Source organism: Stieleria maiorica (genome assembly GCF_008035925.1).
GTDB classification, from domain to species: Bacteria; Planctomycetota; Planctomycetia; order Pirellulales; family Pirellulaceae; genus Stieleria; species Stieleria maiorica.
Window position 1 is genome coordinate 185,844 of the sequence record NZ_CP036264.1, and the last position, 21,152, is coordinate 206,995.

Annotated in this window: 5 protein-coding genes; 3 read left to right on the plus strand and 2 right to left on the minus strand. The window is 57.8% G+C overall.

What is annotated here, in order from left to right:
- The first annotated feature begins 337 nt into the window (after window positions 1–337).
- Window positions 338–628 (plus strand): hypothetical protein, encoded by a 291-nt coding sequence (locus Mal15_RS00705; protein WP_147865986.1) that lies wholly within the window; start codon window positions 338–340, stop codon window positions 626–628.
- Window positions 629–1,051: 423 nt separating this feature from the next.
- Complete coding sequence (gene clpX, locus Mal15_RS00710; protein WP_147865987.1) at window positions 1,052–2,332, plus strand: ATP-dependent Clp protease ATP-binding subunit ClpX; 1,281 nt, start codon at window positions 1,052–1,054, stop codon at window positions 2,330–2,332.
- Window positions 2,333–2,461: 129 nt separating this feature from the next.
- Here the strand turns inward: clpX and Mal15_RS00715 are convergent, their stop codons facing one another.
- Both Mal15_RS00715 and Mal15_RS00720 read right to left on the minus strand, forming a co-directional pair.
- On the minus strand, window positions 2,462–5,860 hold the full coding sequence (locus Mal15_RS00715) for a WD40 repeat domain-containing serine/threonine-protein kinase (protein WP_147865988.1): 3,399 nt from the start codon (window positions 5,858–5,860) through the stop codon (window positions 2,462–2,464).
- A 151-nt stretch (window positions 5,861–6,011) separates the two neighbouring features.
- Window positions 6,012–6,551: an ECF-type sigma factor gene (locus tag Mal15_RS00720; protein ID WP_199773786.1), complete on the minus strand. Its 540-nt coding sequence runs from the start codon at window positions 6,549–6,551 to the stop codon at window positions 6,012–6,014.
- Window positions 6,552–6,829: 278 nt separating this feature from the next.
- Between Mal15_RS00720 and Mal15_RS33845 the strand changes: the two genes are divergently transcribed.
- The coding region (locus Mal15_RS33845) for a right-handed parallel beta-helix repeat-containing protein (RefSeq protein WP_199773787.1) at window positions 6,830–21,152 on the plus strand (14,323 nt) is incomplete at its 3' end.

Here is a 21,152-nt window from a genome sequence, read left to right on the forward strand (position 1 = left end):
TCATGACGGTCGCTGCTGTCGGGGTGCGATGGCTCTTCCGGGCCGTCGTCCGTGGGACTCCGCGCGACGACCTGGAAAGGACGTCGTACCGGCGAGCAGCTGCGAATTCCGAGATCGATGTTGACTCAAACCCCGTGAAACACGAAAAAAGAGTTTCACGAGGGCGAATCTGCTGGACCCTGTTGGTTGGACAGTCGTATCATGAATTTGACCCCGGAACGTCCCCGCTTTCGGGCGGAGGGCGACCGGGTGGTCGCCGGCGCGACAATGGTAGGCGGCCAATCAAGCAGCCTGTGACTCGGCCTTGGGCCGGCGGGCGAGGCGGCAGGTAGAGACGATGGTGATGGAATTATTGAGTGATCCGGCCGTGAAGGCTGGTCTTGCACTGCTGATTTTGATCATCGTGTCTGCGGCCGCATTTTTCCTTGTGTCAAGGTTGCGCGACTACACCAATGGAGACTGGGATTCGACCTCCGATGACCTCTTAAACTTGGAAGAAATGCGTTTGAAAGGTGACATCAGCGAGGAGGAATTCCGAACAATACAGGCAGCATCCCACGGTTCCGACGAAGGGGACGCTCCGGAGGAACGCTCGACCGCCGAGACGGCGGCCGGTCGTAACGATTGAGACGATCTTCGTCGGATTGAACCTTCCATTGATTCAGTGACGAATCAATTTGTTTCGACGTGCACGATGCCACCTTTTCCGCAGTTGGCCCTCCCAATATTCCTGGGCAATCGGCTTCGGAAACCATTTACCCACTAAGTTTACCAACCAGGGCTCAGGCATCCGTTACGGACGACTCTTTTAACTCACCTCCCGCTCGGAAGCGGATGGCGCATCACCGGATGCATCATCGTCTTCCCAGCAATGACGCAAAAGAGATGCTTGGGCTGTGGGCCGAACCGTTTGAAGCTTTCAATCGGCGCGTCCCGCGCTTGTCGACTGGATACGTAGCGTGGCGGAGGATCGGCTTGGGCCGGTCCCCCAACACCTTCCCTACGTGGTCGACCGGCGGACGAGTCGATTAGAGCACATAAGGAGTCGTTTATGCCCGTCAAGGATAACAACAGTACCACGCGCAGTAGCTCGTCGAACAAGAAGAACGCGTTCTGTTCCTTCTGCCGAAAGAGCTATCGTGACGTCGGTCCATTGGTCGAAGGGCCAGGCGACGTTTATATCTGCGCCGAATGTATTGATCTGTGCCAGTCGATCCTGGAACAGGAGGAGCGCCGTCGCGGTCCGAGCAAACAGCTGTTCAGCGACATCCCCTCGCCGCGCAAGATCGTCGAGCACCTGGACGAATACGTGATCGGCCAAGCGTCCGCCAAACGTGTCTTGGCTGTCGCCGTCCACAATCACTACAAGCGATTGACCAGTGATTGGGAAGGCAGCAGCGATGTCGAGATCGAAAAGAGCAACATCCTGTTGGTCGGACCGACCGGCAGCGGTAAAACGCTGTTGGCCCGCTCGCTGGCCCGCATGTTGGACGTGCCCTTTGCGATCGGCGACGCGACGACGTTGACCGAAGCCGGCTACGTCGGTGAAGACGTCGAGAACCTGTTGCTGAAACTGTTGCACGCGGCCGACTTCGACGTCGAAGCCGCCCAGCGAGGCATCTTGTACATCGACGAGGTCGACAAGATCGGCAAGACCGGGGGCAACGTCTCGATCACACGCGACGTGTCCGGTGAAGGCGTCCAGCAAAGTCTGCTCAAGATGCTCGAAGGCACCGTGGCCAACGTGCCGCCCCAAGGCGGACGGAAGCATCCCGAGCAGCAGTACATCCAGTTGGACACCAGCAACATCCTGTTCATCGTCGGCGGAACCTTCGTCGGGATCGTAGACATCATTCGTGACCGACTGGGTCACAAGACGCTCGGCTTCGGCGAAGGCGCCGGACGTTTGAACGAGCAGACGCACAGCGAGTTGGTCGCCGAGATTCAAGTCGAGGACGTCATGCAGTTCGGACTGATCCCCGAGCTTGTCGGACGTCTGCCGGTCGTCAGTTACCTGCAAGAACTCGATGAAGAGGGCTTGGTCCAAGTCCTGCGTGAACCGAAAAACGCGCTAACCAAACAGTTCGAAGCGCTGTTCAAGATGGAGAATTGCGAGTTGCACTTCACCGATGGAGCACTGCACCAGATCGCCCGCAAGGCCCTCAACAAAGGCGTCGGAGCCCGGGGACTGAGGGGGATTCTGGAGGAAGTGATGTTGGACATCATGTACGAATTGCCCGAGCAAGAAGAGGGCAAGGTGTACACGATCGACGAGGACGTGGTAGCCGGAAAGCAAAAGCTGTTCCAGATGCCAACCACCAAGAGCGCCTAGCGGCGACCCTCCCAAGCGACGTCCTGATCGCGAATCACTTCCGCGTCAAAGCGCCGATGGCCTCCCCCCGCCATCGGCGTTTTTTGTTGCCGTGAGTCTTTCGTGGCGGAAACAGGCGTCCTCTGGAAATCACTCGTTGATGCTGCCATTGCCCACCGTATCCGCTTTGATTGGCGGACCGGAACGAGGGCGGGCTGTCGCGGAATTAAAATCGCCGCTGAGTGTAATCCAATGGATCAAGCCTCCTTCCTGAAGTGTTACGAAGACAGAGTCGTCACCTGACAGCCGGCAATCAAAAAATTCTCCCCGCGCTTTCATGATCGGAAAGAGTTTTTGTCGGGCTGGAACATTGAAGCCCCAGGCTTCACCGCTACGCGAGACCGAAAAAAGTGTTCGGTCGTCTTGGCTGAGCGCCAGCGTTCTGGGGACGCCACCTGGAAAAACGCCGATCAACTCACCGGGAGCGTCACTCCACGGGTCCCAGATTCGAATGGTGCGATCGTCACTGCTTGTCACCACGTGCCGACCGTTGGAATCGAATTTCAAGTCAGCGATGGTTTCGCTGTGATGCCTCAAGGAGGTTCGTATCAGGTCACCAGAGTCGACGTGGTAGACCATGACGTCACCCCGGTAGCTTGTTACCAGATGATTGCCGTCCGGCGTCAGGTCTGCGGTGTAAGCGTCGGGACAACTGGCACGGAAAACGATTTCCAATCCCGGCCGTTCGACGACGACAAGAACGTCGTCGGTTCGGCTAAACAACAACAATCGTCCCCCATCGGCAGAGAATATGAGGTCAGAAAAATCTGCTGTTTCGGGCAAGGTGAACACCTCACCTTGATCGGGATCCTCGGCGTGCGCTGCGATCAGTTTCCCGTCGGTGGTGGCAACAGCGAATCGATGCTCTCCGGGGAAGAACGAGATTCCGGCGAGCCTTGAATCGGTGTTGATCGTCGGAACCTGTCGCGCCTGGTGAGTATGGGTGTCGACCAGTTGTACCGTCCGGTAGTCGTGTGTCGCCAACCACCTGCCGTCATCGGAAATACTGATTCGGTTTACCGGCATTGCGTCGCGCGGTTGATGTTCGTTGCGAACATCCAATTGTGAGACCACCAACGCCCCGTCTCCACCGACGCTGGCAATCTGTTCTTCGTCCAGCCATAAAACGTCATTGACACGCCCACGATGCGCGTAGATCGACTTCAACGCGCCAGGTGAGCCAACACGGGTGTTACGATTTTCAGTAAGGTCATCGGCAGGTAGCAGGTGAATCACACCCGAGCGGCACCCCACTGCGGCCCGGTTCCCATCGGCTGAGATGGCAAGGGATTGCACGGCACTGGGAAGCGTTTCGGCGTGAATCAGTTCCCAGTCAGGTACCGATCGAACTTCGACGTTGCCTTTGACCGTCGCGTAGACGATCGTACGGCCGCCAGCGCCAAACGCCACGTTCGTCAGCCGATGTTTGGCCGGCGGCGAGCTGCGAATCAGCTTTCGATCCGCGACGTTCCACAGCGAGATGATTTTGTCATCCGATGCGCAAGCGATCGATTTGCCGTCGGCGGAAATGCAAATCGATTCAATCGTCTTGGCGTGAAACCTGAGCACACCAAGTATTGATCCGGTCGCAACATCGTAGACACGAACATCGGGACTTCGCCCCGAGGCGAACAATTGCGTGCCGTCGCGGGAGAATTCAAGGTCCAGGACTTCGATTCCATCAAACGAATACTCAGCAACCGTGGCGAAGTCGGTGGGATTCGTCAGTCGGATCATTCCTTTGTTTCCCCCGACCGCCAAGAACGCCCCGTCAGGTGAGAACGCGAGCGTGTTGATGGCGCCGAATCCCATGTTGCAGGGTTTCGTTTGCCCCGACTCGAACGCGAAATCGTGAAGCAATCCGAGGTCGCCCGAGGCAACCAGACGGTCTTGATCCGGCCGAATCGCGAGTGTATTGAGTGGTTCGTTGGAGATCGAGAATGCTGTTCGGGTCGCCGTCACTTTCTGCAATAGATGGGACCATTCGATGCCCCGATGATCTTGGTCGAATCGCGTCGGATTGGCTGGCTCTGGGACATGTCGGTTCAACAATGCGATGGATTGGGCTACATCGCCATCAGCAAGTGATTCGGCGGCAATTCGAATGTCCGCGGCATAGAGCGATTCATTGTTACGCAAACGTTCGCGTTCGACACGGTCCAACAAAATGCCGATTTGACGTCGTTGATTGCGTTCCGTTTGAGCTTGATGAAAGCTGACTGCAGCGATCGCGATCGCCGACACAAGCACGGCGGCGAGAATTCCAAAGGCGCCCTTATAGCGTTCAGCCAGCTTGCGAAAGTGATAGATCGGCGAGGGGGGGCGAGCGTCAATCGGATCGCCATTCAAAAAACGTTCCAGATCGCGCGACAGTGCCGTGATCGTCTGGTAGCGACGGCTTTTCTCATGCTCCAACGCTTTGACGACGATCCAATCGGTATCGTCGGATAACTGTGCGGCAAGTCGCAACGGGCTCTGGCTTCGATTGGCCGCGATTTCCGCACGCCTTTCCAACGAGAGTCGTTTGTATCGACGACTTGGCTTCTTGGCCCACGCCGATTTTACTGCCGTGGTAGGAGAATGGGAGCGTGATCCTGTTTCTTGCTTGACGTCGTCATCGGGAGTTTCGCCGGTCAGTAGTTCGTGCAGAATCACGCCCATCGAGTAGACATCGCTGCGGATATCGACGTCGTCGGACCCGGCGAGAGACTGTTCGGGGCTCATGTATTGAGGCGTCCCCAGGACCCGCGACAGTGCGGTTAACTTTCGCTTTTCAGAAAGCGGAACATTGATCGCTTTCGCCAAACCGAAATCGATCACCTTCGGAAGCGGTTTTCCGTTCTGGTGCGAAATTAAAATATTGTTCGGTTTGAGGTCGCGGTGAATGATTCCCCGTTGATGGGCATGTTCAACCGCGGAGCAGACTTGGAGAAAAAGATTGAACCGTTCCTTCAGGCTCGATTTTTCGCGGTCACAATACTCCGTCAACGTATCGCCATCGACGAGTTCCATAATGATAAAAGGGTGACCTTTGTCGGTTTGACCGGCGTCAAAGACGTTGGCAATATTCGGATGCTTGAGCTTGGCGAGCATCTGTTGTTCAACTCGGAACCGGGCGAGCACTTCACGTGTGTCCAATCCGGGTTTGATCACCTTCAATGCGACGTCGCGCTGGAGCGGTTCGATCTGTTTGGCATGATAGACCAGTCCCATCCCGCCCTCGCCGATCATTTCACAGATCTCGTAGCGGCCGACCCTGTCACCGCTTGCCAGCGGGTAAGTGTCGGAATCTGGTGGAGTCGCGTTCGCCGCATCCAGAACCCGATTGGCCCTCTGGTGTGCCGCGACCAACCGCTCAACCTCGGACATCAACCGCGCGTCGCCGTTGCAATGGCGACGGATCAATGCGGTTGCGTCATCGTTTTGGAGGTTTTCGACCACAGAAAAGAAGACGGATTTTGCTTTTTGGTAATCAGCTGGATTGTCCATGGTGTTCGAACCGTCAGGATGACTTTTCTGCTTCGGTTTAGGGGCACGTCTTGGCCCCCGAAAATGACATGCGAAAAACGCGACCGCTCATTTCAATTAAGTTTCCACCGACAGAAAATACTCGCTTTCATCATCTATCCGCCGGCGGACATCAGGGTTGCAACTTTGAAGCCAGCCAGGCTCGGGCAAAGACCCAGTCACGAAAAACGGACGACGTGTTGTCTGCCAACGCACAGGCGATTTCGTCGAAAGTCATCCCGGCGAAGACCCTGAATTCGACAATCTGGGCGGCGCGATGGTCCAACGAGGCGAGCTCGTGTAATAGATCATCAAGTTCAACGATCCGATCGCCTTGGGGGTCGCGTCCCAAATCAAAGTCAAATAGTTCCACGCGATTCCAGGCCCCCCCATGCTTGATGGTTTGTTTACGTCGCGCATTGTCCACGAGCACACGACGCATCACCTTGGCTGCCGATGCGAAAAAGTGTCCCTCGGAATCCCAAGAAGAAGTGCTGGCGGCCAATCTTAGAAACGCTTCATGGACCAACGCAGTTGCCTGAAGCGTCTGTCCCGGCTGTTCCATGCGCAGGCACGAGGCGGCGAGCATTCGCAGTTCTCCGTAGAGCCGCGGTAACATCTCTTCGGTCGTTCCAGGTTGCCAGTTTTCGGTGTCGCCTCGATCGTCAGACATGGGACGCATTTTAGTCAAAAGGGCAGGCGATTGATTGCCGCGCCGGGAGTGACGCCGTGCCCCAATCGTACCCGACCGGCAGACCGCCGCGTGGCGATGCGCCGCATCGGACCAATACCACTTCTGAGGAATCTTGGGAATTTCTGAAATCGTCGCGTTGCATTCTCGCATGCATCCCTGGAGGACCGATGCGCACGCGGTTGGGTACGCTATGCCGTCGAAGTCGTCTCAATCCGAAACCGCCCGTGGAACCAGAACTCCGTACAGTTGGTTGCTGCATGTTCGAGACCAAGTCTAAGAAAGACACGCTAAGTCGAAAAATCCGGATCGCGCGGCGACGCCGGCTTGCCATCGAAGTTTGTGAACCGAGACGCTTGCTCGCCGCGACCCCCGTCAGCGATTTTGACCGAGAGAGTATATTGGAAGGCGCCGACGGGATCGCACAGTGGTTGAGCGAATTTCGCGGACAGCCGGAACTCGATCGCCACTTGGCGTTCGGCCGAGACGCATCGACGCAGGGGCGTCCGACGCTGGGAAGCGTGATCCGCTTCGAAGTCGCCGCGTCGAACCAACTTGCCGCGCCGATTCAAGCATACTTTGACCAGACCCCGGACGATCAAGAGACGCTTGAGTCGCTGGCAGATTTCGTCGGTGGTCAGATCGTTCAGGCCGACGGACAGACCGCCATTCGGACCACGATTGATTTGGCAAGCTCGGAAACACTCACATTGGATCCCGCACCGCTGCTTGCAAGCAGCGGAATCACTATCGATCCTGGCCAGTCGCTCCCCGTCATCGAACTCGTCTTATCGGGAACGTTCGAATTCGATTTCGGAATCGACACGAACTACGAATCATCGGCCGATCAGTCATTCTTCATTCGACCTGCCGACATCTCGTGGACCTATGGGGTCAGTGAATCCGATCTCGGTTTTGTCGGCGACTACGGCGCGGTAGAACTCTCGGTTACGGGTTCGGTATCCTCGGTAGCCAATGCGCACATCCCGTTTCCAATCGATGCCGAAGGCAATCCCGAGATCCTTCGTCTGGCGGACTTGCACGAAGGGATTGAAGTCGAGTCGATCGGCGTTGTGGTGGAACCTCAAACGCCTTTATCGGCGTCCTTTAACGTCACACCAACGGGATCGATCTCTGGAACTCAGGCCTTGGCCGGACAAGTCATCGTCGATGGCGCGAATCTTTGGGCGACGGGATTCGATAATGAACTGCTCGGTTCGGCCTTTGATGATTTTGACGCCTTCAATCGAGTCCCGGTGATCGATCTGCGTTCGCCGCTCACTCAAGTTTCGACTTGGCTGCAACGCGCGATCGAAAGTGAACTCGGCGACTTGGACACGCCTTGGATCGTCGGCACTGACGTTGATGTGGTGCTGCCGGTCGATTCCGTGCTCTCGACTCAAGTCATCGAACCTTTGTTACAAGATCGCGAGGCGCCGATCGCGACTTACCAGCATTTCTTTTCAGAACTGTCGGCGGCCCTGGGAGTCGAGCCCGGTGAGCTTCAGCCTTCGTACCACAAGAGCACTCAGCGGCTCAGTTTCAACTTGCCGCTGGGCAGCGTCACCGTGTACGAGGACAGCTTTCCCTTCGACACGGGGATGACACTCGGACCATTGACTGATTTTGTCGGGGATGGTCAAGTCGCGGTGACCAGTGTCGTTGACCAGCTGGGGCTCTCGATCGCGATCGACTTGTCGGAACACCACACGGAGTTGATCGGACAAATGGACGTGCCGGCTGATGGTGTGCTCAGTCGCGATGCTGTTTTTACTGTGGCCCTCGGTCTTTGGCAGGAAGAAGAGGTTCACGTTCCGCGTGATCCGGCGAACACATCGGTCGCCGACTTGGTCACAGACATCCAAACCGCGATCGCTGCCTCGGGAATCGAGGGGCTGACGGTTGAAGTCGTGGATCGCCGCATTCGACTGACCAGTTTGCCATCGATCAATGCCCCGGTGCTGGTCATTGCCGCCGATCCGGAGGACGCGTCGGTGACCGAGTTGGGATTGGCCTCACCGCCGCCGCCCCGCGCCGCTTCCCTGCTCGGCTTGGAAGAGTTGCCGGGCGATGGCATTCTGAGTGGCGACGCGAATTTTCAAATCTCAGTCCATTCTGGTCCGTCGAAGGACATTACGCTCACGCAGCTTTCCACGGCGGACAATACCAGCCGTGCCGACCTGGTCGAGGACCTTCAATTTGCGCTCGACCAAGCCGCCGTTCCGGTGAAGGCGGAGTTGTTTCAAGAGGTCTTGTTGATATCAACGCTAGCGGAGACGGCCGATTCGACATTGACGATCGAGGCGGTCGAAGGCGGGGTAGCCGGCTTGGAACTTGGGCTTAGTGGAACGATGGTCTCCCAGCCCAATCTGGCACTCGGGGTCGACGTCAGCAGCCCTGACGAGCGGATTCGCGTTCGCTCCGTGGATTGGGACGCGACCACAACGCTGTCGATGTCCGGTCTGGTCGGCCAGGGGAATACCGGGATTGTCGAAGTCGATGTGGCCGGTGGGTCAGCGTCTGGATCGGTGCAATCCGGGTTCGCCTACAGTCCCTCGACCAGCCAGTCGCTTGGGGAACTCTATGCCGCGTTGGACTCCGACGAGACGCCGTGGACAGCAACCGCGTCAGGATCCGGAACAATCACATTGCCCATCGCGGTATCCGACGATGTCCTGCCCCTTTCGGGAAACGCACCGCAGATCCAGGTGGCCGATTCGGATTTGACATCGGATGACGACGAGGTTGCAACCTTCATTGATGCAAGCGAAATCGAACGACTTTCATCGCTGACCAAGAACGAACTCCTCGCTGGGCTGCGTGCTGCGGGGCATTTCCTTCAGATGGCTGATCAGTCCGAAACGCTCGACGCCAGGCTTCCCTTTACACCGACATCAATCGATGGAGTTGTTTCGCTCGCGCCCGAGTTTCTTGCCGGCGTCGATCAGATCGCAGCAACAGACAACGTTTCGCTGCAAACGCTTCGCCAGACCATCGCGGATGGTCTGGGGCTGACAATGGATCAGGTGGCTTGGAACCTGATCGGCGGCAACGACCTAAGGATCACGATCGATACCGGCCAGCAAACTCGGACGAGAAACCTGCCGTTATTGGTACCGCTGGACAGTTACCAACTTGGATCCGATGTGCCGGCGAGCCATTTGGATGGCGTGACGGACTTTCGAGGCGACGCAAGCTTTTTGTTGCCTGTCGATGTCACCACGTCGGCGGAGTTGGTATTCGGGTTTGATCTGGATGTCGCGGGAGCGACGAGTTATGTCCACGAGGATTCCACCGCGGCGGTGGGACTGCATTTGGCCCAGAATGGCGTCAGTTTCGATGCCATCGTGGGGCCCTTGAACCTGGAGGTGGCTGGCGGCAGTTTGCATTTGGATGACGGCCAAGGCGGCGAAGCAGGCGTTGCGTTCTCGTTGCCGACGATTGCGGGCGGCAAGTGGGACGCGTCGCAGATCCTCGTCTCAACAGTCAACTCGACGGTGACGGGGCAAGCCACGGCCGACCTTCCCATTGCATATCCCGCAGGCCAGACAGCGCTGGCGGAGCACCTGAACGTCACGATCGATCCGTTGACCGGCAACGGGACGATCGGCACATCGCCGGATCTCGGTTCGCTGTTGGCAAGCATCGACCCGACAGCCGACGTGTCCGGATTGCCGGACAGTTTTCGCAGTCTGTTCGGTGATTTGCAAACAGCGGCCTCAGCCACGACGCTGGCAGCACGACTGCCGTTGATTGGAGATTCGCTCGTCGACCTGACGTTCCTGTCGGATCTCGGTGAAGACCTTGCCGCCGAAATCGAGGCCGATTTCCTTGCCGGTGATCTTTCCGATGCGGTCGCACAAGCGGCCATTGAGCGTTACGTCAGTTCGCTCGAGTCCAGCGGATCGGCCCCTGTCGGTAGCGAGCCGTCGTCGCCCGAAGAAATGTCGGTCGGAAGTTGCCCGCCGAATCCGCCAGCGGGGACGCTGTTTTGCCGGGATATCTTCGTCGTGCTACCGCCGATCTTCAGTTTCACCACGTCGGTTCCGCTCAATTCTCTTGGGATTCCAGGGTTTATCGCGGATCCGCAGGCAAACGTGACACTGTCGTATAAGGTCGTGTTCGACTTGCGCGTCGGATACACGGTGGACCAACGGACGTGGATCTACACCGAAGATCCGAATGAAATCGAAATACGGCTCCTGGGTCTGAGCGACTTCCCATCCGAGATCACGGGCTGGATGGGAGGCATGCTGGTGAATCTGAACGACACCGGGACCAACCTGACGGGCACGATTCAGATTGATTTGGATGAACCGAGTGGCGATGGCTACTTGGTTGACGGCGAATTCAACCTGCCAGCGTCGATCGTCGATCCTGACCCACGAAAAACAGTGAACAACCTTCAGTCGGAAATTGCGAATGATCCGACCGTCCTGAATGACTTTGGAATCGTCGGGGGGGCGAACGTCAACGTTGTACCGACGACCAAGTTTGATTTTGAAGCGATTTACTACCGTACCCCACTGGAATTCGTTCCCGATCCCGGCGGAACCCCGTTTGAGAAATCAACCATCGCCGGATCACTGGACGTCATTTGGTCGAACCAGACCTATGCGACACAATCTGTTCCGTCGGTGCAGAACATTGCCGTTGATATCAACGGCACTCATTCCACGATCCGGTTTGAGAACTTGACGCTGGGGGCCGAAAGCCTGATCACCCAGTTCATCCAACCGGAATTGGAGGCGATCTCGGAATTTGCCGATGCCCTGCGGAATCCGCAGTCGGCATTTGAAGAACCGATCTTTGCCGCGGACACTCCGGAGAACGACATTCTGCGAAAGCTGTTCGGAAAAACAACGCTGTTCGACATTTTTCCATTAGAGGTGAAGGAAAACGTTTCCGACTTCCGCAAGATGATCGAGGCGGTGGAACGAGTAGCCTACGCGGGCGAACTCGCGGCCGTACGAATCCCGCTGGGCGGCTTCAAGTTCAAAACCAATCGGTACGATCCGCTCCATCCTTCCGACGAAGCTTGTCCCGCCGAAAATCCGGCGTGCAACGATCGCGAGGAAGTTGACATTAAACTCATCGGTGACTCCACGGACGTCACCGACGATTTTGAAGATGCCGCAGGAAGTTATGCAATTCAGCTGAGTAATCTTCGCGCCGAAGGGACCACGCTGACCCTCGACGTGCTGCGGAACCAGACCGGCTTTGGGAAGCTGTTCCTCGGTCGCCCGGTGGAGATGGTTCGGTTCGACGCGCCTCGCTATGACGTCACCGCAACGATCAATCGAAGTCGTTTCTTTGAGTTTTCGGAGCTGATGCCGGTGGTGGCCGGTTCCTTGCTGAGTCTGGTGCCCGTCACCGGTGGGCTAGGCGCTGTCGGTTTGATCGCCGGCGAGCTGGCCAGTCGCACCAGCGGAGAAGTGCGTTTCTTTGTCGATGTCACGGCGGGATTCCACAGCGTCAAAGGGCCGTTCATCTCGGCAAAGAAGAATGAAACCAAGTTGGACGTCGACGCCGAGGTGACTTTTGATATCGCCTCCCACAAGATCGGCATCCCCTTCATCAACCTTGTCCAAGAGCGAGTCCCCAAAACAAAGAACAAGTGGATCAACGGCGTCCTAAAGAAGGTCACCGAGTATGTTTTCGAATGGGTCGAGGTGGAAGCGAGCCTCGCCGGCGAAATCGGTGTCCGTGGCGGCCTCCGTTACGAGGCGACGGCTAGGTTGAAAGATGCCGACCGCGACGGACGCGTTTTTATCGACGATTATCCGGAAGGCAAATTGGCCTGCGCCGCCGATCTTCACATCCGTGACTACACGATTATCGACGGCTTCTACAATTTCGGCCGCTTCGGAAGCGGCAAAGTTCACCTACTGAAACATCCCGAAACGATCTGGCTCTCATCGCAGATCAAGGACCGGTTGCAGATCGATTGCGAGGGCGTGATTGACCCGCCGATCCTGGGTGAAATCGGCAGCGATGGCACGCTGTACCTGAACATGGGACCGCGTGCGGCGATGCGATTGATCGGCAACGTGATCGATGGCAATGAGGTGTTCGAAGTCCAGGTGTTCGAACAGGGATATGCGATCGTTTCGGCATTCGGAATCAATCAAGTCATCGGCGACGGAACGATTCCGATCACCGGCGTTTATGCCCACGGCGGGTCGGGCAACGACTCCATCCTGATCAAGGGTCCGTACGCCGTTCCCGCGACCATCTTTGGCGGGGACGGAAATGACGTGATCACCGGCTATACGTTGGCAGACCAATTGTCCGGCAACGACGGAGATGATGTCATCAACGGAGGCGAGGGCGATGACACGATCCAGGGGGGAAGCGGACGCGACAAGATCCACGCCGGAACCGGCGACGATTCGGTCGTCGGCGGCTCGGGCAACGATACAATCAGCGGCGGCCACGGCGATGATCGCATCCAAGGTGAAGACGGCGCGGACGAAATTCATGGCAACAACGGGCACGACACCATCCATGGCGGCGCCGGTTTCGACCAAACTTGGGGTGGCTCCGGCGATGATCTCCTTTCCGGTGGCGACACGATGGACTTCCTTTATGGAGAGGCCGGCAATGACGAACTTTGGGGCGATGCCGGGGACGACCAAATCTTCGCGGGCATTGGCGACGATACGGTCTACGGCGGATCGGGGCGCGACGTGCTGGCGGGACACACAGGAGACGACTGGATCTATGGCCACCTGAATCTGCCCGCCAGTGGCGATGAAACGGATTGGATTCTCGCCGGAGACGGCAACGACCACGTGTACGGCGAAGGCGGCGATGATGTCATCACGCTGATCTCTGGGCTCAATACAGCTTACGGCGGCGCTGGCGAAGATACGGTCTTCGGCGGAACGGACCGCGATGTCATCTACGGCGAGGAAGGACCTGACTTCGTTTATGCTGGTGCGGGCAACGATCTGATCGACGGCGGCCCAGGCGACGACATTCTGTCGGGCGAATCCGGTGCCGATGAAATCCATGGCGGCAGCGGAAGCGATTTCGTTTTCGGTGGATCTTCGAGTGATCTGATTGCCGGCGGGTTGGGCACCGACACGCTTCGTGGTGGATCGGGCGCAGATCGGATCTATGGTCATGGCGATGACACGACCGCAGATGACGCTTCCGCCGACAGTCTCTATGGTGATAGCGGCGCGGATCAGTTGTTTGGCAACGACGGCAACGACCGGCTTGCCGGTGGTGCAGATGCGGACCGAATCGAAGGGTCGGCCGGTGACGATACCATTTTCGGGGACTCCGGCAATGATCGCCTGTTCGGAAACCAAGGTGAAGACACGCTCTTTGGCGGGCTGGGGAACGACATTGCATCGGGCGGCGACGGGAACGATCAAGTCGATGGGGAGGAAGGCGACGACACCCTCTATGGAGATGCGGGAGACGATACAATCGCCGGACAGCTCGGCGACGACATCCTGCACGGCGGCCGCGGTGTCGATCTTCTCACCGGCGGATTGGGATCCGATCTGATCTACGCGGGTGCCGGAATCGGCAACGTCGTTTATGGCGATGAAGGCGCCGACCGAATCTATGGATCCGCCGACGGAAGCGATGACCCGGATCATAGCGACGAGGTCTACTTCGGCGACTTGCTGTACGGCGGAACCGGCGACGACCGGATCTTCGGCTCCGGCGGCGCCGACCGAATCGATGGAGGCGCCGGTCGCGATTCGCTCCACGGCGGATCACACGGAGATCTTCTCATCGGAGGCTTAGGTGACGATCACATCGACGCCGGTGCTGGTTCGAACGATCAACTTTTCGGTGACGAAGGAAACGACACACTTACCGGTTCGTATCTCGGTGACGATTTGATCTACGGCGGGGCGGGACAGGACCAATTGTTCGGCCGCGGCGGCGATGACTTGCTAGAAGGCCAAGACGGCGACGACCATCTGGATGGTGGTGTGGGTACGGATTCGCTGTTCGGAGGCCGAGGTCGCGATGTGCTTTACGCCGGCGGTGGGAATCGAGACCGATTGGAGGGCGGAGAGGATTCCGACGTTCTGCACGGCTCGGACGACGGCGCCGACCTGTTGTTCGGCCAAGCCGGCCGCGACGTGATCTATGCCTACGGCGGTAATGATGAAGTCGATGGTGGCGCAGACGACGACCAGATCGATGGCGGTGCCGGCGATGACCTGCTCTTCGGCGGAGCCGGCATCGACATCATCGTAGGTGGAGCCGATCATGATCGAATTTACGGCCACCGCAACAATGCATCCGACGACGATTCAGCAGTTGACTATCTGTACGGCGACTTCGCCGACCCCAGTCGGCCCGATACCGGAGGCAACGATCAGCTCTTCGGGCAAGGCGGAAACGACTTGCACTTTGGTGAAGGTGGCGATGACTTCATCGACCCGGGCACAAGTTCGGGCGACACGATCGACTACGGCAGTGGCGAATCAGCCAACCCTGCCGATTTTCAACCCCCCAGTCCTACGCCTGATCCGGCGCCCGGCTCAACACCGCCGGAAATCTTCGCTCGCGTAATCCTCCCCGCGGCGCCCGATGTGGCCGGACGTTGGAACGAGTTGTCCGGTTCCGCGTCGGTGCATGGTTTAAGTGGACAAGGTTCATGGAATAGCGATCCGGCCGTCGTCACGGGCGTTGCAGCGACTTACGTCGCTTGGACAAAGCAGACGCCCGATTCATCCCACATCGGCGTTGCCAAATGGGACGGAACCCAGTGGAGCGAGATTGGCGGCAGCCTGACCGGACGCGGGTTGGACCAGTCGGTCCAAGCGAGCCAAAGCCCGACGCTTGCGATCGATTCGCAAGCCCGTCCGCTGGTTGCCTGGACGCAGACAAACGATGGTGACACCGACATCTATCTCCGTCGCTACAATGCGACCTCCAACCGCTGGGAGGCGTTGGGCGATTCCGACAGCGAAGGCGGGATCAGCGGAACGGGGCAAGCACGCGACCCGATGTTGGTCATGACCGACGACGGCCCCGTCACATTGTGGATCGATGACTCTTCGGGCAACAGTCAGATCTATGCGAGACGATTTTCGCAAGGGACATGGCAGGAGATCGCAAGCGATTCAGCCACAGGCGGCGGAATCAGCCAGTCGGCCAACGATGTTCTCTCCTTCGACGTGGCGATCGACGGAAACCGCATTGCCGTGAGCTGGATCAGTTTGAGTGCCGGAGAGATTCAAGTGACAACGGCCGAGTTTGACGGTGCCGGTTGGAACACGATCGGCTCGGCAATCGTCGCCGGCCCGGCGATCCCGACCGATGAGATCGGCAAACCGTCGATTGTTTATCACCAAGGTTTGATCTACCTGGCTTGGACCCAATTCACATCCAACATGCGCTCGGTCCAGGCGGCACGACTGGTCGGCGTTTCGTGGCAGGCGATCGAAATCGTCGACATCGATGGCAACGCTCTCGCGCCACGTCACGGTCATACTTCGCAGTTGGCATCCGATGGCCAGGCCCTCGCCCTGACTTGGCAGCGAGATCAGTTGCCGCTGGAACGATCCTCGGCATCCATTCAATCGTCGATCGACGTCACCACGTTCAACGGGTCTCGATTCGCCGAAACCTTTCCGGGAGAGGCCAGCGGGCGCGGCGCGGTTGTCTCACGCGGTCAGATTTCGGGCTATCACATCGCACTGGATTCTGACGGGCGTCCGATCGTTTCCTGGACGAATCGAGAATCGGGACGTTCACCGATCTTCGTTCGGCAAGGTCCCGAGCCGATCACCGGTTCGGTCTACCGAACGAGTTCCTCTGGCACGGTTGCCCAGATCCTTGCCAACCATTCATTGGGCCCGGGAGACGTCATCGTCATTGAGCACAATCAACCGGGGTTTACCGTGGGCTCTGATGATTCCGGCGTGTTGATCCTGAATCACAACCAAGCCATCATCGGCGGGAACGTGGTCGTTCGCGACGCGAGTGATGTCACACTGCAAGGCCTGTCCGTGACAGGTTCGGTGTCGCTGGAGTCCGCGCAACGCGTCACTGTTCGGGATTCGTCGCTGTGGGAGCTCGATGTCGTGGGCGGCGAATCGTATTCGCTGACCGGCAATCATCTCCGGTCACTTTCGCTGTCGGGGGCAACAGCGGGGGCCTTGATTCGTGACAACACGATTGAAACGTCGCTCTCGATCGAGTCGGGTGGCGGCACCGATGTCGTTGTCGAACACAACCAAGCCGGCGCGATCCACATTGAATCGGTCGCGGCGGGCGAGATCCGCGAGAATCAGATCCAGACTCTGGTGATCAATGAATCCTTTCAGGGCCGAGTCCATCACAACGCAATTTCCGGAAGCGACGTCGGCGTGACTTACGCTGCGCCGACCATCTTGGAGGCCAACCACATCTACGGACACCGCGTCGGCGTCGTTGCAACGGTGGCCGACGAGGACGCAGCCCTGGGGTTCGTCGCCGGGACGACGCTGCCCAACGCAATCTACGACAACGAGACCGGCGTTGAGCTTGCCGGGCGGATGCAACTCCAATCCGTTCATGACAACGACGTTGGCGTGACCGGAGTCGGTCAACTGGGCGGGGCATCGCTGGAGCAAGCCAACACGATTCACTCGAATATTCTCGGTGTGGATTTCGACGGCGCCGTCCTTAACAATCGGATCACCCAGAACGTCACCGGACTGATCGCCCGCTCCGACCAGCAGATTTCTCAAAACGTCTTTGCGCGAAACAGCGATGTCGCGATCGTTGCGAACAACATCGACCGAACTCGTGTGATCCACAACACGTTCTATGCGACCAACGGAGACGGGATTCGAGCAACCAATTCCACCAGCCATCTCGAAATTCGCAGCAACCTGTTCGCAACCGTTTCAGGAACGAATTTGTCGTTTGACCACGTCAGTCAGACCGGTTTGGTCAGCGATTTCAATCTGCTCCACGCCGGATCCTCGGGTGTGCTGATTCACTGGTCGGAAGAGTTTACCGACCTCTTGGACTGGCAAGCTGATCTGGCAAGGTACGACCTGAATTCTCGCGGAACGACCAAGATCCATCCCTCGTGGTCTGACCCGCAGTTTGTGTCGGCAGCGACCGATGACTTTGGGTTGCATTGGCCGAATGCGGGGCAGCGTTTCGGCAACTTGCCGGTGTTGGCCGCCGATCCCATCGACGACATCGCATTCGTTGACGACACTTCAAATCTGCTGATCAATCCAGGGTTTGAATCGGGGCTGGCCGATTGGATCGTCAACGACGGGGCATCGACCGTCACCGACCCGGCCTTCGCATTTTCAAGCGACAACTACTTCGATCCCGGTGACACCGCTGTCGTCCGTGCCGAGCAAGTGATCGACTTGGCGGGACAGGGATTGGATGTGGCGGTACTCGACAGCGGAATATTGCAGGTCGAATTCGGCGGTCGCGTTCGGACCTCGGCGGCGTCTCCCGACGAAGGAATGATTCAGCTGGAAGCCCTCAACGCGGCCGGCGAAGTCCTCACCTCTCGCCAATTGAACGCCACAACGATTTCTGAAGACTGGTTGCGGATCGCCGACTCCTTCCCTTTGCCGGTCGGCACGCGATCCATTCGATATTGGTTCCAGGCGACCACGGTTACCGGTTTGTCCAACGATGCCTTTTTAGATCACACCTTCGTGAGGCTTGAAAACCGTGACGAACGACGGCACATCGGTGCAGTGCAACCCACGCCCCCCCAGGAAGCGTATCCGACGGTCCCGGCGATTCAGCTACTCAGCCCGGACTTGTACACCGATTGGCTGCGAAGTGACATCCGTGAGATTCGTTGGAACACATTCGGAAATGGAGACAGTGCATTTGTTCGAATCGATCTTCTGCAGGACGACGTCGACGGCCCTACTCATTTGTTGACTCTCACAGAGTCAACCGTCGATGACGGATCGTTCGCCTGGTCTCCGGAAGCGGCCAACCTTGATGCCGGAACACACGGTTTACGGATCCAAGTTTCACTTGTCGATTCACCGATTGTGTTTGATCGCAGCAGCGAAGGCTTCTCCGTTCCGGAAGAGACCGACACCTACTACGTCAACGACAATTCTGCCCTCGGCGATGAATACACCTCGGCCGCCGGAGACAACCGAAACACCGGACGAACCCCCGATGCGCCGAAGCCGAACCCCGCCAATGTGATGCGGACCTATGCATTGCGTCCCGGGCAAACACTTTTCAACGATACCGGCAACTACCTGCTGCAAACGCCCGTAGAAGTCTCTGGCGGCGCCTCACAAGGAAACGACGAAGGGTTTTCCTGGGTTGGGCCGCTGGCCGAGACGGCGGACGCCACGTTTGATTTCGTCAACCCGACTCGGCTCGATTCACTGATTCAGCTCCGCGACGCAGACTTTGTCACGATCTCGGGGCTCGATCTGATGGACGCCGGTCGAGGCATTTGGGCAAGCGGGGGAACGACCAACTTCGTCGCTAGCGATCTCTTGCTGACAGGGCACCGGCACGAAGGACTGCGCTTCGAATCCGGGTCGTCGGCAACGCGACTGGCGAACATTGTGGCGATCGACAACGGAGCGGATGGCATTTTTGTCGGGTCCGGTGTCGGCAGCTTGGAGAATGTGACCGCAAGGGACAACGATGGCAGCGGTCTGACCGTTGCCGGAATTTCGTCGGCGACAGATTTAACGGTGATGGGCAATCGCGGCTACGGGATCTATGCGTCGAGCTATATCCGCGATCTGACCGATTCCGTGGTCAGTGGTAATTCATCGGACGGTATCTGGACGCGAGAAATGAGTGGCGTCTTCAGCGATCTGGTTGTCCAAGACAATGACGGCTACGGGATCTACGCCATCCGCGCCGAGACCGCCACGATTCAGGCGTCTGAATTCCGCAACAACACGCGGGACGGCATCCAGATAGGATCAGCGCAGCAAGGCACGACGACGATTGGCAACGAAGATTTGTCCTTGGGGCTCGGCAACGTGGTCGCTGGCAACGGCGGTAATGGAGTGATCGCCAATGGGATGGTGATTGTAGTCGGCAATACGATCACTGGTCATCGCACGACGGGCACCTACGGATTGAGGCTAGGCTACGGCGGCATCGGAAAACAAAATGTAGTGACCGATAATGATCGGGGGGCCTATCTCCACGGCGTTGGTGGTGGCGAGCTCCGGCACAACCGAATTTACAACAACACGACGTACGGCATCGTGGGCTTGGGCGATAGTCGGATCACTGGAAACATCGTCTATTCCAACCAATACGGCATCGACCTTGACCAAAGCGGATTGGAGATCGAAAACAACTTGGTCTACGACAATCCCGGCGGAGGCCTTCGGATTCACCGAAGCTACAATGCATTGGCGCGGAACAATACGATCTTTCAACCGGTCGGAAATGCCGTTTCGCTCTACTCCAACAGCGAAAACCTGACGTTCCTAAATAACGTCGTCGTCGTGGGGTCAGGAGCGGCGCTGAGCATCGCCAGTGACAGCCAAGAAGGTTTCTCCAGCGACTTTAATCTGTACGAAGTGACTGATGGTGGCCGCGTCGGTAACTGGCAAGGTGCCCGCGAGACGCTGGCTCTGTGGCGAAGTGCGACGGGACAAGACCGTAATTCAATCGAGCAAGATCCGCTGTTTGTCAATCCGACCGGACCGGACGGCGTGCTTGGTTATGTCGACGAATCGAATGACGGGCGGAACGATGATTTTCACCTGCAAAGCTTGCACGGGCGGAGTACGGGAAGCGAGACCCCTGTATCAGACTCCCTCACGGGGCTGCCGGTCCTGCTGGGTGCGGCGGTCGTTCAGGACACCCAGCAATCACCGGCAATCGACCGTGGAAACGCGGGTTCCGACTTCACTGATGAACCTGTTCCCAACGGCGGTTTCATCAACCTGGGAGCCTTCGGCAATACGACGTATGCTTCGTTAAGTCCGACCGAATACCTGTTGGTGACGCGACCCAACGGCGGCGAAGCCATTCCCGCCGGACGAGAGTTTGTAATCCGGTGGAGAAGTCACGATGAACTGGGTGACGTGACGATCGAACTTACTCGCGATGACGACCCTGGGGTGACGGTACTGGCGACGGACCTCGCGAACTCGGGAGAGTTTCTCTGGTCGATTCCCGCAGACGTCACTCCGAGCGATCAGTATCGAATTCGTGTGGTCCGCGAGGGGCAAGAGGTCGATTCCAGCGACCATGCGTTTTCGATCACCGAACCGATCAGTGCATATTACGTGAACATTTCAGGTGACGTCGACTTCAGCGACAATCAATACACGTCGGCTGCGGGAAATGACACCAACGATGGACTGACGCCCTCGACACCGATGGCAACCATCCAAGCTTTATTGAACACCTACGATTTGGGTAGCGGTGATACGATCTATGTTGATTCCGGCGAGTACACGCTGACGACGAATCTCAAACTTTCTTCGGTGGATTCCGGAATTGTCATTCAGGGCCCCACCGACGCCGGCAAGGTCGCGGTGCTCGATCGGAACAACACCAATCCAGGAAATTATGCGATCGAGTTTACCGGGGGGGACAACATCACGTTGCGCAACCTGGAGGTGACCGGCG

What these genes read in the sequence shown, in the direction of transcription:
- clpX (WP_147865987.1), top strand. Translation starts at nt 1,052, where the DNA reads ATGCCCGTCAAGGATAACAACAGTACCACGCGCAGTAGCTCGTCGAAC.
- Mal15_RS00715 (WP_147865988.1), bottom strand. Translation starts at nt 5,860, where the DNA reads ATGGACAATCCAGCTGATTACCAAAAAGCAAAATCCGTCTTCTTTTCT.
- Mal15_RS00705 (WP_147865986.1), top strand. Translation starts at nt 338, where the DNA reads ATGGTGATGGAATTATTGAGTGATCCGGCCGTGAAGGCTGGTCTTGCA.
- Mal15_RS00720 (WP_199773786.1), bottom strand. Translation starts at nt 6,551, where the DNA reads ATGTCTGACGATCGAGGCGACACCGAAAACTGGCAACCTGGAACGACC.